This window comes from Pseudomonas sp. FJ2-5-13, assembly GCF_029201605.1.
GTDB lineage: Bacteria > Pseudomonadota > Gammaproteobacteria > Pseudomonadales > Pseudomonadaceae > Aquipseudomonas > Aquipseudomonas lactis.
Window position 1 is genome coordinate 2322457 of record NZ_CP104045.1, and the last position, 15000, is coordinate 2337456.

General features: G+C 60.7%; 11 protein-coding genes. 6 read left to right on the forward strand and 5 right to left on the reverse strand.

Translation table 11 applies throughout. The annotated features are described in order from the left end of the window. Window positions 1-56 precede the first annotated feature (56 nt). Window positions 57-2000 (reverse strand): methyl-accepting chemotaxis protein, encoded by a 1944-nt coding sequence (locus N2A98_RS10460; RefSeq protein WP_047710601.1) that lies wholly within the window; start codon window positions 1998-2000, stop codon window positions 57-59. A gap of 138 nt (window positions 2001-2138) precedes the next feature. Next, window positions 2139-3029, reverse strand: a complete 891-nt coding sequence (locus N2A98_RS10465) for a bestrophin family ion channel (RefSeq protein ID WP_003190542.1) — start codon at window positions 3027-3029, stop codon at window positions 2139-2141. 259 nt (window positions 3030-3288) lie between these two features. Between N2A98_RS10465 and N2A98_RS10470 the strand changes: the two genes are divergently transcribed. Both N2A98_RS10470 and N2A98_RS10475 read left to right on the forward strand, forming a co-directional pair. Continuing rightward, window positions 3289-4209, forward strand: coding sequence for a hypothetical protein (locus N2A98_RS10470; RefSeq protein ID WP_032900547.1), 921 nt, complete (start codon window positions 3289-3291; stop codon window positions 4207-4209). Window positions 4210-4211: 2 nt separating this feature from the next. Then, a complete protein-coding gene (locus N2A98_RS10475; protein ID WP_044273306.1) occupies window positions 4212-5240 on the forward strand; it encodes a GGDEF domain-containing protein in 1029 nt (342 codons plus the stop codon). Between the two features lie 659 nt (window positions 5241-5899). Here the strand turns inward: N2A98_RS10475 and N2A98_RS10480 are convergent. Then, window positions 5900-6199: a helix-turn-helix domain-containing protein gene (locus tag N2A98_RS10480; protein ID WP_050516211.1), complete on the reverse strand. Its 300-nt coding sequence runs from the start codon at window positions 6197-6199 to the stop codon at window positions 5900-5902. Window positions 6200-6289: 90 nt separating this feature from the next. Here N2A98_RS10480 and N2A98_RS10485 point away from each other — a divergent pair, with 90 nt between their 5' ends. The 3 genes from N2A98_RS10485 to N2A98_RS10495 all read left to right on the forward strand — a co-directional run bounded on the left by N2A98_RS10485 (window position 6290) and on the right by N2A98_RS10495 (window position 10961). After that, window positions 6290-7381 carry an NADH:flavin oxidoreductase/NADH oxidase gene (locus tag N2A98_RS10485; RefSeq protein WP_275623372.1) on the forward strand — a complete coding sequence of 364 codons (1092 nt, stop codon included), beginning with the start codon at window positions 6290-6292 and terminating at the stop codon, window positions 7379-7381. Between the two features lie 189 nt (window positions 7382-7570). Further along, window positions 7571-9706 carry a TonB-dependent receptor gene (locus tag N2A98_RS10490; protein ID WP_275623373.1) on the forward strand — a complete coding sequence of 712 codons (2136 nt, stop codon included), beginning with the start codon at window positions 7571-7573 and terminating at the stop codon, window positions 9704-9706. A 655-nt stretch (window positions 9707-10361) separates the two neighbouring features. After that, window positions 10362-10961, forward strand: coding sequence for a hypothetical protein (locus tag N2A98_RS10495; protein ID WP_275623374.1), 600 nt, complete (start codon window positions 10362-10364; stop codon window positions 10959-10961). A 7-nt stretch (window positions 10962-10968) separates the two neighbouring features. Here N2A98_RS10495 and N2A98_RS10500 read toward each other — a convergent pair whose 3' ends face one another. Together N2A98_RS10500 and N2A98_RS10505 are read right to left on the reverse strand one after the other, a co-directional pair. Further along, window positions 10969-11691, reverse strand: coding sequence for a FadR/GntR family transcriptional regulator (locus N2A98_RS10500; RefSeq protein WP_003190551.1), 723 nt, complete (start codon window positions 11689-11691; stop codon window positions 10969-10971). 48 nt (window positions 11692-11739) lie between these two features. Further along, window positions 11740-13476, reverse strand: a complete 1737-nt coding sequence (locus N2A98_RS10505) for an IlvD/Edd family dehydratase (protein ID WP_003190553.1) — start codon at window positions 13474-13476, stop codon at window positions 11740-11742. Window positions 13477-13668: 192 nt separating this feature from the next. Between N2A98_RS10505 and N2A98_RS10510 the strand changes: the two genes are divergently transcribed. Beyond that, window positions 13669-14991 (forward strand): MFS transporter, encoded by a 1323-nt coding sequence (locus tag N2A98_RS10510; protein ID WP_034135673.1) that lies wholly within the window; start codon window positions 13669-13671, stop codon window positions 14989-14991. Window positions 14992-15000: the final 9 nt, after the last annotated feature.

Genomic DNA, 15000 nt, shown 5'->3' on the forward strand with positions numbered 1-15000 from the left:
GATGGACCCGGCGACGCGTACCCTGTGGCGAGGGAGCAAGCTCCCTCGCCACAGCATCAGAACTTGAAACGCCCCACCAGCCCATTGAGCTGGCCGGAAATATCAGTCAACCGTCCGGACCCGGTCTGCGCCGAATGCGCAAAGCCTTCCACCAACTGCGCGTCGGCGTGGATCTGCGCGATATGCCGGTTGATCTCTTCGGCCACCTGGTGCTGCTCTTCGGCGGCGGTGGCGATCTGGGTGTTCTGGTCGCGAATCGAGTCCACCGAACCACGGATCTTGTCGAAGCTATCGCGGGCCTGCTGGATGCGCGCAACGCTCGTGTTGGACACCAGCAAGCTGCCTTGCATCTGCTGGGTGACTTCCTGGGTGCGGCGGGCGAGGTTGCCCAGCAGGCTGTCGATTTCGCCGGTGGAGTCGGCGGTGCGACGCGCCAATGCACGCACTTCATCGGCCACCACCGCAAAGCCGCGGCCCTGGTCGCCAGCGCGGGCGGCTTCGATCGCGGCGTTGAGCGCCAGCAGGTTGGTCTGTTCGGCAATCGAACGGATGGTGTCGAGGATGGTGTTGATGTTCTGGCTGTCTTGCTCGAGCAACTGCATGGTCTGTGTGGATTTTTGCAGGTCTTCGCTGAGCTTGAGCACGCTGCCGGTGGCTTCGCCGATGTGCTGCTGGCCGGTGTGCACGTCGCGATAGCCCTCATCGGCACTCGTGGCGGCGGCGCTGCATGAGCGCGCGACTTCGTTGGCGGTGGCAACCATCTCGTTGAACGCGGTGCTCACCAGTTCCACGGCTTCGCGCTGGCGGCCGGCGGCCTGGTTCATATTATTGGCCACGGCGCTGGTGTCGGCGGCGGCGGTTTGCAGGTCTGAGGAGGCGTTGCCGATGCGCTGCACCAGTTGCGCGATCATGCTCAGGAACTGGTTGAACCAGCCGGCCAGGCTGGCGGTTTCGTCCTTGCCTTGCACTTTGAGCTGGCGCGTGAGGTCGCCTTCACCTTCGGCGATTTCCTGCAGGCCGTCGGCCACACCGCGAATCGGACGCACGATCACACGGGCGAAACTGGCACCGACGATGGCGAACACCACGGCCAGTACGGCGGCAATCGCCGCGATCAACCACGTCAGGCGGGTGGCACCGGCCATCACTTCGTCACGCTTGATCAGGCCGATAAAGCGCCAGCCCAGGTCTTTGGAACTGACCACGTTAGCCATGTAGGCCACGCCGTCGATGCTCACCTCGGTCACGCCATCGCCGTGCTTGGCCAGTTCGGCGTAGTTCGCGCCCAGGCCCGCCAGGGGCTTGAAGTTGTGCGTGGCATCGCTGGGGTCCACCAGCACGTTGCCGTCGGCTTCCACCAGCATCAGGTAGCCGCTGTCGCCCAACTTGATGGTGCGCACCAGTTCGGTGAGCTGCTTGAGCGACACGTCCAAGCCGACTACTCCAAGGATATTGCCCGTGGCATCCGCGACGGTGCGCACGGTGCCGATCAGCACCACGTCGTCCGGGGCCCAGTAGTAGGCGCCTGTGCGCACGGTCTTGCCCGGCGCTGCGATGGCGGCCTGGTACCAGGGGCGGGTGCGCGGGTCGTATTGCGTCAGTTTGGCGTCGTCCGGCCAACTGGCGTAGCCGCCATCGCTCAGTCCCAGGGACAGGTAGGCGGTGCTGGGGTGGCTTTTGGCGAACTGATCGAAAATCGCCAGCAGTTCTGTATTGGTCGGCGTAAGCGGGATTTGCGCGGCATCGGCGCCGGCATAGCTTTTGAGGTTCTTGGCCGCGATCACGCGCGGGTCCTTGGCGACGAAATCGACATTCTGGCTGATGCCGTCGAAAAACTGCTGCATGCCATTGTCGATCTGGCGGATCTCGCGGCCGCTGCTGTCGAGGAAGTTGGCCAGCGCACCCTCGCGCAGATTCAGCACCACGATAATGGCGACCAGGATGACCGGCACGCACGCGATGGCCGCAAACGCCCATGTCAGCTTCTGCTTGATATTCATGACTTCACCCGCGGGTATTTATAGTTTTGGCAAGGGGAGAAAAATTAGTGCTGCGTGTCGCAGGCGTTTTTGTGAGAGGCGAGGCCATGCGTACCCTCGGTATATCGGCCGAGGGCGCAGGCACTTGAGCAGGGGTAATCAGGCGATCGGGTCACCGACCAGGGCATCGCGGCGCATCGACTGCAGGTTCTTCTCGATGGTCTCGCAGATGCTTTCCATCTGGATCTGGTGTTCGCTGGAATTGAACGGACTTTGCAGGTCAGTGCCGATGCGTTCGATGGCCAGCAGCATGAAGCCCACGACCGTGGAGGCCAACGGCGTGAACCAACCGAGGGACTCCACCAGGCCCACCGGCACGATCAGGCAGAACAACGAAATGAATAGCCGCGGGAAGTACACGTAAGGGTAGGGCAGTGGCGTGTTGGCAATCCGCTCCATGCCGCCCTGGGCGTTGGAGAGGTCCACCAGCGTCGACTCCAACCGTGCCAGGCGAATGCTGTCCAGGCGCCCGGCCTGGTATTCGCGCGCCAGCAACGAGGCCGAGCCTGTAAGGATGTCATTGGCGAAGTTATTGGTGGCGCCGTTGCGGGCAAATTCTTCGGCGGGGATAAAAGCTCGCACTTCCTCCGGGCACGGCTGGCCCTTGAGGTGCGCAGCCAGGCAATTGACGTAAGCCACGTGACGGCGCAACAGCGTCGACTTCACCGGGTTCACCTCACCGGGGGCGTCATCGAGCAGGGTCAACACTTGTCGGGCAAAACTGCGCGAGTTGTTGACCATCGCGCCCCACAGCGTGCGCGCTTCCCACCAGCGGTTGTAGGCGCTGCTGTTGCGAAAACTGATCAGCACCACCAGGGCCGAGCCGAGCAAGGTCAGGGGCATCAGCGGCAAATTGATCTTGGCGGTGAGAAACAGCATGAAGTCCACCGTCACTGCCACATCCCACAACAACAGCCAGAACAACGCCCAGCCCACATAGCCCATGGTCTTGATGATCAGGCGGTATTTCTTCAGAAGGGCAGCTTTCAAACGAGAACCTCGCGGCGGGCGGTTGGCAACAATCCCTGTTACGACGCCGTCGAGAGGGGAAGGTTCGCAGCGTGCTGAATCGATTAGTCCTCTAACCGCCAGGCGGAGTGAATGTAACCAAAGGTTGCGCGCAACTGTGTGCGGCCGTGGCGTTTGATGTGGAACAACTTTGGTACTGATGACGTCTTGTCCGGCAATCGCTGTACATTGCGTTCGAGGCGAAAAGCCATTAATGGCAGGATTATTGAAGTGATTTGTTTTGGAGCCGGGCTGCAGGGATTTCGTAGCTGAGATCAGTGGCATCAAGTTGGATGATCAGGGCTCTTTCATGCGTGTCAGTTCGTTGAAGTTGGCTATGTGTAATACCGCGCAAGCGCTCGAACGTCATAAGGATTTTGAATCGTGCATGAGAGCGCATTACCACGTGCTGCTCGTGCCCTATTCGAGACGACCGTTTTTCTACAAGAGTGCCCTTAAATACAGCCGCTTGATGGTGTCGTTCGCATTATTGAGCCAATACTTTTCCACACCGCTGCCGTTGTTGGCAGAAGTTAAAGCCTTGTGCGTAACGCGCAAGTATTGCTCGAAAAACAGCCTGGAATCGATCTTTTTGCTGTTCCAGGCCCTGGGCTTCATGGAGGTTGCGCCGCACCCCGAAGACAGTCGCTTCAGGGTGTATGCGCCCTCGGATGAAGCCTGCCGCGAAGCGCGGTTGATGCTCACCGCCCTCACTGAGTCGTTGGCGCTGCTCTACCCCGAGAGGGAAGTGTTCCGGCAGATGCGCGACCTGGATGACCGCGAGTTCCTGGCGCTCTATTTCAAGGGTTTTGCCATGATTCTCGCGGCCGAGTTGACGGTGGATGTCTTGCTGCCCGAATGTTATTGGCTGGTGAAGCGCGACGCCGGCCATCTGTTGATGCTGGCGATCTACAACGACGCCTTTGCCCCCGAGAACGACCGCGCCACCTTCCGGTCGTCTTCCTACCTGGCCTTGGCCAAGCAACTTTCCGTGTCCAAGACCCACATTATCCGTATGGTGCAGGAGGGGGTTGAAAAGGGTTATTTCAAAGCCCACTCCAAAACCCGGCTGGAAGTTCTGCCACCCTTTGCCAGCCTGGTAAAGCGGTTCATGGCCTTTTCATTTGCGATGGGCCTGCATGCTATTGAGATGGGAGCGTAAGGATGCCTGCTAACTTGAAGTTGCGGCCCAGAATGCGCAGTTTGTTGTCACCTGCGGTGGCCCAGGCCGAATGGGTAGGCATTATTGCCTGGTTCGGCATGCTCCTGATTCCTCCGGCCTTGAAGTTGGACCTTTATATGTTGGCCATCACGGTCGGCCTGCTGATTGTTTGCCGGGTACATGCCACCACCGCGAACTTCCTGCTCTGGCGAGTGCTGGGGGTCATTTATATGGTGTTGTTGTCCGTCGGCTTCGCGTATCTGATTCATTTGAACGAAGAGTTGCGTATCTACGGCTTGCCGTTGGCCGTGACCCTGGTGGTGGGCAGCGCCATCTTGTTTATCAGTGTCCAGGATTATCTGGTCGATGCGCTATTGATCTGGCTGATCCTATGGCCGCCCATGCAGGCGGATATAGAGGCTGGCAATGAGGTGTATTTGCTGCTGTTCTGCGCGGCATCGGTGTCCATCGGGTTTATCTTGAGTTACTCCTACTTGAAGAATCTGCGTTCGGTATTGCTGGTGGAAAGCGAGTTTCGCGCCCTGGCCGAGACCGACTACCTGACCTCCATTCTCAACCGGCGCGCCTTTATGCAGAGCTTCGAGAAGTTGCTGGCCGGGGAGCAGGGCGGCTACTTCATCATGTTGGATATCGACAGTTTCAAAGAAAAAAACGACCTGTATGGCCACGACGTGGGGGACAAGATTTTGCGCGCCATGGCCCTGTGCCTGAAAAACGCCAAGGGCAGCCACAGCTTTGGGCGGATCGGCGGGGAAGAGTTCGGCGTATTATTGCAGGGCGACGATGTGGACGTAGCCTGTGATTACGCCCTGGACTTGTTGCAGGCGATCCGCAGCAGTGTGCCCGCGCCCCACCATTACACCTGCAGTGCGGGGATGGCGCGTTTTTCGCCGGGCGACGAGTTATCGGCCGTGCTCAAGATGGCGGACAAGAACCTGTACGGCGCCAAGCGCAATGGCAAAGACTGTGTGCACCTGGACGGCGCGCTGTTAAAGGCGATCTTGTCTTGAGGCTTGCCGTCCAGTGCATAGGTATCTACACAACTTCGAGGCGACGCTGGACCTGTGGCGAGGGAGCTTGCTCCCGTGACGGCCTGACAGCCGATGCCAATCTACCCTGACACCCTGCGATCAACCTGTGGGAGCGGGCTTGCTCGCGAAGACGGCCTCACAGTCGACACCGTTATACCGAGTACATATCCATTCCTGCGGTAACGGCCACCTAGGGTTCCGCCCTGACGGCGGCTCACTTTTGAACAGCGCAAAAGTAAGCAAAACGCTCTTGCCCCACCACTCGGCACCTCGCTTGGGCTCGGTGTGCCCGTAATCCGCCAGTGATTTGGGGGGCCGCCGCCACGCGCCATCCATGGCGCGGGGCGGCTAAACCGGCATCCCTGCCGGTTTACCCCCCAAATCCCTGTCGAATTCCGGCCAGCGTGGTTTAACGGGGCGCCTAAGATCAAAAGCAGATCAAGAGCGACTCGCTTCGCATCGTGGTTACCGTCTGCTGTTACAACCCACAAGGTTGTGTAGATACCTATGGTCATCGCAGGCAAGCCAGCTCCCACAGTTTGGACCGCGGGGTGTCAGGGAGATGGGCGCCGGCTGGCAGGCCGTCACGGGAGCAAGCGTCCTCGCCACAGACTCAGCGTCGCGCCGAGGTTATGCGTCTAGCGCTGTGACAACACACTGGCCAGCAACCCAGGGAAGCGGCTCTCCAGCTCGTCACGGCGCAACGAGTTCATATGGGTGGTGCCCACATTGCGCGTGTGCACCAGGCCCGCATCGCGCAATACCCGGAAGTGATGGGACATGCTGGACTTGGGCCGCCCCCCGTCCAGTTCGCCACAGGTCGCCTCTGGCACGTTGGCCAGGTAGCGCACGATGTCCAGGCGTACGGGGTCGCTCAAGGCGTACAGCACACGCTCAAGCGTCAATTCCAGCGGGGTAGGGTGTTTGAAGGCTCGCATGGGGCGGATCATAACAGGGGGGTAGCGTTCAATACCATAGTTCGATTACCATCGAACTATCGAATCACTCACCCCTTCTTGGAGCTCCCAATGTCGGCCTTGTTCGAACCGTTCAAACTTAAAGACGTGACCTTGCGCAATCGCATTGCTATACCACCGATGTGCCAGTACATGGCCGACGACGGCATGGTCAACGACTGGCACCACGTGCACCTGGCCGGCATGGCCCGTGGTGGTGCCGGCCTGCTGGTGGTCGAGGCCACTGCGGTTGCCCCTGAAGGGCGCATCACCCCAGGCTGCGCCGGCATCTGGAGCGACGCCCACGCCGAGGCATTCGTGCCGATGGTCAAAGCGATCAAGGCCGCAGGTTCGGTGCCGGGCATTCAGATCGCCCACGCCGGCCGCAAAGCCAGCGCCAACCGCCCCTGGGAAGGTGATGACCACATCCCGGCCTCTGATGCCCGTAGCTGGGAAACCATCGCCCCGTCTGCCATCGCGTTCGGTGCCAACCTGCCCAACGTACCGCGTGCCATGACCCTGGAAGACATCGCCCGCGTGCAGCAGGACTTCGTCGACGCGGCTCGTCGTGCTCGCGATGCCGGCTTTGAATGGATCGAGTTGCACTTCGCCCACGGCTACCTGGGCCAGAGCTTTTTCTCCGAACATTCCAACCAGCGTACCGATGCCTACGGTGGCAGCTTCGACAACCGCAGCCGCTTCCTCCTCGAAACCCTGGCTGCAGTGCGTGAAGTCTGGCCGGAAAACCTGCCGCTCACCGCCCGGTTCGGTGTGATCGAATACGACGGCCGTGATGAGCAGACCCTCACCGAGTCCATCGAACTGGCCCGCCGTTTCAAGGACGGTGGCCTGGACCTGCTGAGCGTCAGCGTCGGCTTTACTATTCCTGACACCAACATTCCTTGGGGCCCGGCCTTCATGGGCCCGATTGCTGAGCGTGTACGCCGTGAAGCCGGTATCCCGGTGACGTCAGCCTGGGGCTTCGGCACGCCGCAACTGGCCCAAGGCGCGTTGCAGGCCGGGCACCTGGACCTGGTTTCGGTAGGTCGGGCACATTTGGCCGACCCACATTGGGCCTACTTTGCCGCCAAGGAGCTGGGCGTGGACAAGTCCTCCTGGACCTTGCCGGCACCTTACGCGCATTGGTTGGAACGCTATCGCTGAGGTAAGCCTGCGCGTTGCTTGAGCCACTCGATTGAGTGGCTTTTTTTCGCCTGTTGTTTTTCGCGACCTAAGCGGCGAAAAATAACAAATGAGAACCGATATCAAACGAGAATGCCCTGATATATGATGCGCGGCGAATTCTTGGCAGGTTTGCCGTCCCATCTGGCTCATTCACTAGGTTCCACACCCATGCGTCGTACCCTGATTTCCATCTGCGTGCTCCAGGCGTTTTCCCCCTTCGCGTGGGCAGAGCAGGTGCCTGCCGAGAGTGCCAGTATCGAGCTGCAAGCGACCAATGTCACCGCCACCGCGGACCTTGAGTCGGCCCAAGGCCCCGTGCAGGGCTACCACGCCACACGCTCAGCCAGTGCGACGCGCACCGACACCTCTATTCATGAAACCCCGCAGTCCATCAGCGTAGTGTCCAAGGACGTGGTTGAAGACCTCGGTGCAACGCGCCTGCAGGATGCCCTCGACTACGCCGGCGGCGTGGGTCGTGCCAACAACTTCGGCGGGCAGGGCCTGACCACCTTTACCGTGCGCGGCTTCACCACCGGTGAGTTCTACCGCAATGGGTTCCCGATCAACCGCGGTTACCCGAACATGCCGGACGCCAACACCATCGAGCGTCTTGAAGTGCTGCGCGGCCCCGCGACCATGCTCTACGGCCGTGGCGACCCGGGCGGTACCTTCAATGTGGTGTCCAAGCAGCCGCTGGCCGAACGCACCGTCACCCTGGGTAGCCAGCTCAATGACCAGGGCATGAAGCGCGGCACCCTGGATGCCTCCGGCCCGCTGGACGAGGAAGGCCGCCTGGCCTATCGCCTGAACGTAGTGGGCGAGGGCGGCGACACCTTCCGCGATCACGTCGAGACGGAACGCTACGGCGTGACGCCGGTGATTACCTGGCAGGCCACCGATGACACCAAGGTGACCTTCGAAGGCGATTTCATGCGCAACAACCACCCGCTGGACCGCGGCCTGACGCGCTTCCCCAATCAGCGCGGTACCCCTTCGCGCGACACGTTCTGGGGCGACAAGGACGCCGGCAAGCTGCACAACGACAACAACATGGCGCAACTGCGTTTTGAGCATGCGCTGAACGACAACTGGACCCTGGGCGGCGGCTTCCAGTGGTTGGACGGTAGCTTGAAAGGCAATGCCATCGAAGCCAACGGGCCGGGCAGCCTGGGCGCCGATGGCCGCACCCTGCAACGCAACTTCAACTATCGCAAGCTGGAATGGACCGACAAGGATTACCAGCTCAACTTGACCGGGCACTTCTCCACTGGCGGCTTCGATCACACGCTGCTCACCGGTATCGAGTACGAGGATTACGACTACAAATCGATCATCCAGCGTTCAAGCGCCGTTGCGGGTACTTACCCGATCGATATCTTTGATCCGGTGTACGGTCAAACCCGTCCGGCGCTGACCCGTACGCCGACCCACGATAAAGAGAACCTCAAGACCTACGCGGCCTTCGTACAGGACCAGGTCGCGCTCACCGAACGTCTGAAAGTACTGGCCGGTGCGCGCTTTGAGCGTTTCGAGCATGATTACCAGAACTATGTAGGTAAAAGCTGGCAGGCCGCCGACAACGCTGTCACTCCGCGCTTGGGGGTGATTTACGACCTCACCGACACCGTCGCGGTGTATGCCGATGCCGCGCGTTCGTTCAAGCCCAACACCGGTGCTAGCCGCGAAGGTGTTAGTTTTGCGCCGGAGAAAGGCAAATCCTACGAGATGGGCATTAAATGGGAAGCGCTTGACCGCCAACTGAGCATCGACGCCGCTATCTACCAGATCGAAAAGAAAAACGTGCTGGCTGTCGACCCGGCTGATACCACCAACACCTTCAACGTCGCAGCTGGCCAGGTGCGCAGTCGCGGGTTCGACCTCAACGTGGCAGGCAACCTCACACCCGAATGGCGCGTGATCGGCGGCTACGCCTATGTGGATGCCGAAGTTACTCGCGACACCACCCTGCGCTCCGGCACTCGCTTGATGAACATCCCGCGCAACAGCTTCAGCCTGCTCAACGTCTACGAGTTCCAGGACGGCGCGCTCAAAGGCCTGGGCCTGGGCGTCGGCGGCAAGTACGTCGACCAGCGTGCCGGCCAGACTGCTAACACGGCATTCTCCATGGACGCTTATACCGTGGTCGACTTGCTCGGCTACTACAAGGTCAATGAGCGGGTGCGTCTGAACCTGGATGTGAAGAACCTGTTCAACCGCGAGTATGAAGAGGGCGCGTTCGGCAATATCTACGCCTACCCCGGTGCACCGCGTACCGTGCAGGTGGGCATCGCCTATACCCTGTGATGAACAGCGTCGATATGTGGGAGCTGGCTTGCCTGCGATGGCCATAGGTATCTACACAACTTAGTGGACTGTAGCAGCGGACGGTAGCCACGATGCGAAGCGAGTCGCTCTTGATCTTGCTCTTGATCTGCTTTTGATCTTAGGCGCCCCGTTAAACCACGCTGGCCGGAATTCGACAGGGATTTGGGGGGTAAACCGGCAGGGATGCCGGTTTAGCCGCCCCGCGCCATGGATGGCGCGTGGCGGCGGCCCCCCAAATCACTGGCGGATTACGGGCACACCGAGCCCAAGCGAGGTGCCGAGTGGTGGGGCAAGAGCGTTTTGCTTACTTTTGCGCTGTTCAAAAGTGAGCCGCCGTCAGGGCGGAACCCTAAGTGGCCGTTACCTAAATAACGGATATATACCCGGTCCCACTGTGTCGCCTGTCAGGCCGCCTTCGCAGGCAAGCCAGCTCCCACATTTGGATCTTGGGAGCGCCAGGTAGATAGGCGCTGACCGTAGGCCGTCACGGGAGCAAGGAGCCCTGCCTCCTATTCACCTGTCAGGTTTGACAGTAGACACTTGCCCGCTGATCGAGGGATGTTTGCCCTAACGTGCCAGCGCAGCAGTCGGCGCTCATTGCTTTTCGAAGCCACGCTTAATAGGGATATTAAAAATGGAACGGGAACTGATCGACGAAGTTGAAGAGCTGATCAAAAAGACCAACGACGCCGAGCGTCTGTTCACCCGATACTCCACCAAGTGCTACACATCAGCCTTGCAAAAATATGCCAAGGACATCAGCGAAACCTCCTATACCTACCTGCTGGCAGAGCTGGCCGAAAGTTCGCTGAGCTCGGAAATTCTCGGCCGCCCGGGCGCCAATATCAGCCTGGTCAGGATCGAGATAGAGGAGGTCATGCTCGAAGCCGATGTGATCAAGAAACTCAAGCGGGCCGAAACCCATTACCTGGAAACCCTGGAATCGGTGCGCAAGTTCGAAGACCTTAAACGCTTCGAAAAAATGCAGGACACGTCCGATATTGTCCGCTCGATAAAACTCGGGGTGTCACGGTTCAATATCCTGTTTGTCATCCTGCTGATCGGCGGGTTGACCTGGGCGGCGATCAATCTGCCTAAAGAGGCGTTGGCGTTGATTTCTGCGGCGATCGGCGGCGCCATCACCCACTTGCTGTCCGAGCGCCAGGCCGTCCTGGCGCTGAAAAAAGAGGGCGATAACAGCTGCCCCAGGGCCAACAATAACAATCAGGAATGACGCGGGTTTACAACGGCGTCAACACATTCATCACCGTGTCCAGCGCCACTCGCGTGTCATCCAGTTGCACCAGCGACGCATGCCGTGCGCCCAGGGCATCGCGGTTCTGGATCGCCGTTAGGATCGCCTTGTGCCGCGGCAGACTCAGGCCCTGGATGTCCGGGCGTCGGTTGGTGATGTTGATCGACTCGCGCAACGGCAACGAGAGCATGTTGCACATATAGGCGAGCAGGTCGTTGCGGGTGGCGTCGGCAATCGCGCGGTGGAAGTCCAGGTCGGCCTGCAACAGCTCCTCGTGGGTCTTGGCGGTTTCCATGCCCTGGTAGGCGTGTTCGATGGTGGCGATGTCTTCATCGGTGGCGGTGGTCGCGGCCATGGCGGCGATCTCCGGTTCGAGGATGCGGCGCACCCCGGCCAGGGTGTTGAAGAACTCGCTGTGGGGCGTGGACTGCATCAACCAGGACAGCACGTCCGGGTCGAGCAGGTGCCATTTCAAGCGTGGCCGTACCACTGCGCCCACCCGTGGCTTGGAATACACCAGGCCCTTGGCGCTGAGCACTCGCGTGGCTTCGCGCAATACCGAGCGGCTGACCTGGTATTCCTCGCACAGCGTGGCTTCCATGGGCAACCGTTCCTCGGGCTTGAAGCGACCGGAAACGATGTGCATGCCCAAGTCCTGAACGATCTGGGCATGCTGGCTCTTGCGCGGCTTGGGCGGCTGGTGATCCATAACGACGGGGAGGCTCTGGCTTAGATTCGCCGCATCATAGCATCCCAATTAGTGGGAATGCCGTGGGACTTCCGCCCCGCGACAGCCCACCAGGAAGTCAAAGTCACAGCCTTGGTCGGCCTGCAGCACATGGTCGATGTACAGCTGGCGGTAGCCGCCGACGATGAGGTTCTGCGCGGGCGGCAGGTCGGCCATGCGCGCTGCCAGCTCGGCGTCGGGAATGTCCAGGTGCAGGCGGCCATTGGCGCAATCGAGTTCGATCCAGTCACCTTCCTTCACAGTCGCCAACGGCCCGCCGGCAGCGGCTTCCGGTGCCACGTGCAATACCACGGTGCCGTAGGCGGTGCCGCTCATGCGTGCATCGGAAATGCGCACCATGTCCGTCACGCCCTGGGCCAGCAGCTTGGCGGGCAAGCCCATGTTGCCGACTTCGGCCATGCCGGGGTAACCCTTGGGGCCGCAGTTTTTCATGACCAGGATCGAGTTGGCATCCACGTCCAGCTCCGGGTCGTTGATGCGTGCCTTGTACATGTCGAAGTTCTCGAACACCACGGCGCGGCCACGGTGCTGCATCAGTTCGGGGCTCGCTGCCGAAGGCTTGAGCACCGCGCCCAGGGGCGCGAGGTTGCCGCGCAGCACGCAGATGCCGCCGTCGGCGCGGATCGGGTTGTCCAGGGTGCGGATCACTTCGTCCTGGCCGTAGATCGGTGAGTCCTTGGTGTTCTCGCCCAGGGACTTGCCGTTGACGGTCAAGGCGTTGGGGTGCGGGATCAGGTTGGCTTCACCCAGGCGGCGCAGCACGGCGGGCAGGCCACCGGCGTAGTAAAACTCCTCCATCAGAAAGCGCCCGGAGGGTTGCAGGTCGACAATGGTCGGCATGCCGCGCCCGATGCGGGTCCAGTCATCCAGGTCGAGTTCGACACCGATGCGCCCGGCGATGGCTTTCAAGTGGATCACCGCGTTGGTCGAGCCGCCGATGGCTGCGTTCACGCGGATAGCGTTTTCAAACGCCTCCTTGGTGAGGATCTTCGACAGCTTCAAGTCTTCACGCACCATCTCCACGGCGCGCATGCCCGACATGTGCGCCAGTACATAGCGACGCGCATCCACCGCCGGAATCGCCGCGTTGTGGGGCAGGGAAGTGCCCAGTGCTTCGGCCATGCACGCCATGGTAGAAGCCGTGCCCATGGTGTTGCAGGTGCCCGCCGAACGCGACATGCCGCCCTCGGCCGCGAGGAAGTCATCCAGGGTGATGGTGCCGGCCTTGACCTGTTCGCTGAGCTGCCACACCACCGTGCCCGAGCCGATGTCCTGGCCCTTGTGCTTGCCGTTGAGCATCGGCCCGCCGGTGACCACGATGGCCGGCACATCACAACTGGCCGCGCCCATCAGCAGCGCCGGGGTGGTTTTGTCACAGCCGGTGAGCAGTACCACGCCATCAATCGGGTTGCCGCGAATCGCTTCTTCCACATCCATGCTCGCCAGGTTGCGAGTGAGCATGGCGGTAGGGCGCAGGTTGGATTCGCCGTTGGAAAACACCGGGAACTCCACCGGGAAGCCACCGGCCTCGATCACGCCACGCTTGACGTGCTCGGCGATCTGGCGGAAGTGCGCGTTGCACGGCGTCAGCTCCGACCAGGTGTTGCAGATGCCGATGATCGGCTTGCCATGGAACTGATGGTCGGCAATGCCTTGGTTCTTCATCCAGCTGCGGTACATGAAACCGTTCTTGTCGGCGGTACCGAACCACTGGGCAGAGCGTAGGCCGGGCTTTTTGTCAGGCATGATCGATTCTCTTATTGTATGACTATATGTTCTATGCGTGCTTAAACATAAGCGCAAAATCGCTGCTTTGGAAGTGTTGTTTTGCAAATAGTCATACTATATAGTCTTTCTCAACTGAGGTATGACCCTGGCGGATTTTCGCGAGAGGCGTCCCCCGAGCTTCTATAAAAACAACAATCGGAGATCGACCCCATGAGCCAGGAACTGCGGCTTATTCGGCGCATCACGCTGAAACTGATTCCCTTCCTGATCCTGCTGTACCTGATCGCCTACGTGGACCGTTCCGCCGTGGGCTTCGCCAAGCTGCACATGGGCGCTGACGTGGGCATCGGCGACGCCGCCTATGGCCTGGGTGCGGGGTTGTTCTTCATTGGCTATTTCCTGTTCGAGATTCCCAGCAACCTGATGCTCGACCGCTTCGGCGCACGGCGCTGGTTTGCGCGCATCATGATCACCTGGGGCGCCATCACCATTGGCATGGCGTTCGTGCAGGGGCCGCACAGCTTCTATGTGATGCGCTTTCTGCTGGGCGCGGCGGAGGCGGGGTTCTTTCCCGGCGTGCTGTACTACATCACCCAATGGTTCCCGGTGCGCCATCGCGGCAAGATCCTCGGGCTGTTCATCCTCTCCCAACCGATTGCAATGATGATCACCGGCCCTGTGTCCGGCGGTTTGCTCGGCATGGACGGCATCCTCGGTCTGCATGGCTGGCAGTGGCTGTTTATCGTGATCGGCACCCCGGCGATCCTGCTGACCTGGCCGGTGCTGCGTTACCTGCCGGATGGCCCCCAAAAGGTCAACTGGATGAGCGAGGAAGAAAAAGCCTGGCTCACCGGCGAGCTGCACAAAGACCTGCAAGCCTACGGCCAGACGCGCCACGGCAACCCCTTGCATGCGCTCAAGGACAAGCGCGTGTTGCTGCTGGCGCTGTTCTACCTGCCGGTGACCTTGAGCATCTACGGCCTCGGCCTGTGGCTGCCGACCCTGATCAAACAGTTTGGCGGCAGCGACCTCACCACCGGCTTCATCTCCGCCGTGCCCTATATCTTCGGCATCATCGGCCTGTTGATCATTCCGCGCAGTTCCGACCGCTTGAACGACCGTTACGGCCATCTCGCCGTGCTCTATGTATTGGGCGCCATCGGCCTATTCTGCAGCGCCTGGCTCACCGTGCCGGTGCTGCAAATGGCCGCGCTGTGCCTGGCGGCATTTGCAATGTTTTCCTGCACCGCCGTGTTCTGGACCCTGCCGGGGCGCTTCTTTGCCGGCGCCAGTGCGGCGGCCGGTATTGCCTTGATCAACTCGGTGGGCAACCTCGGCGGCTATATCGGCCCGTTCGTGATCGGTGCGCTCAAGGAGTACACCGGCAACCTGGCTTCAGGCTTGTATTTCTTATCCGGTGTGATGGTGTTCGGGCTGCTGCTGACCCTTGTGGTCTACCGCTTGTTGGAGCGCAAGCACGTGCTGCCCGCCGACCAATTCGCCGCCAGCGCCCGTGGCGCCACACGCACATAAATCCAGGAG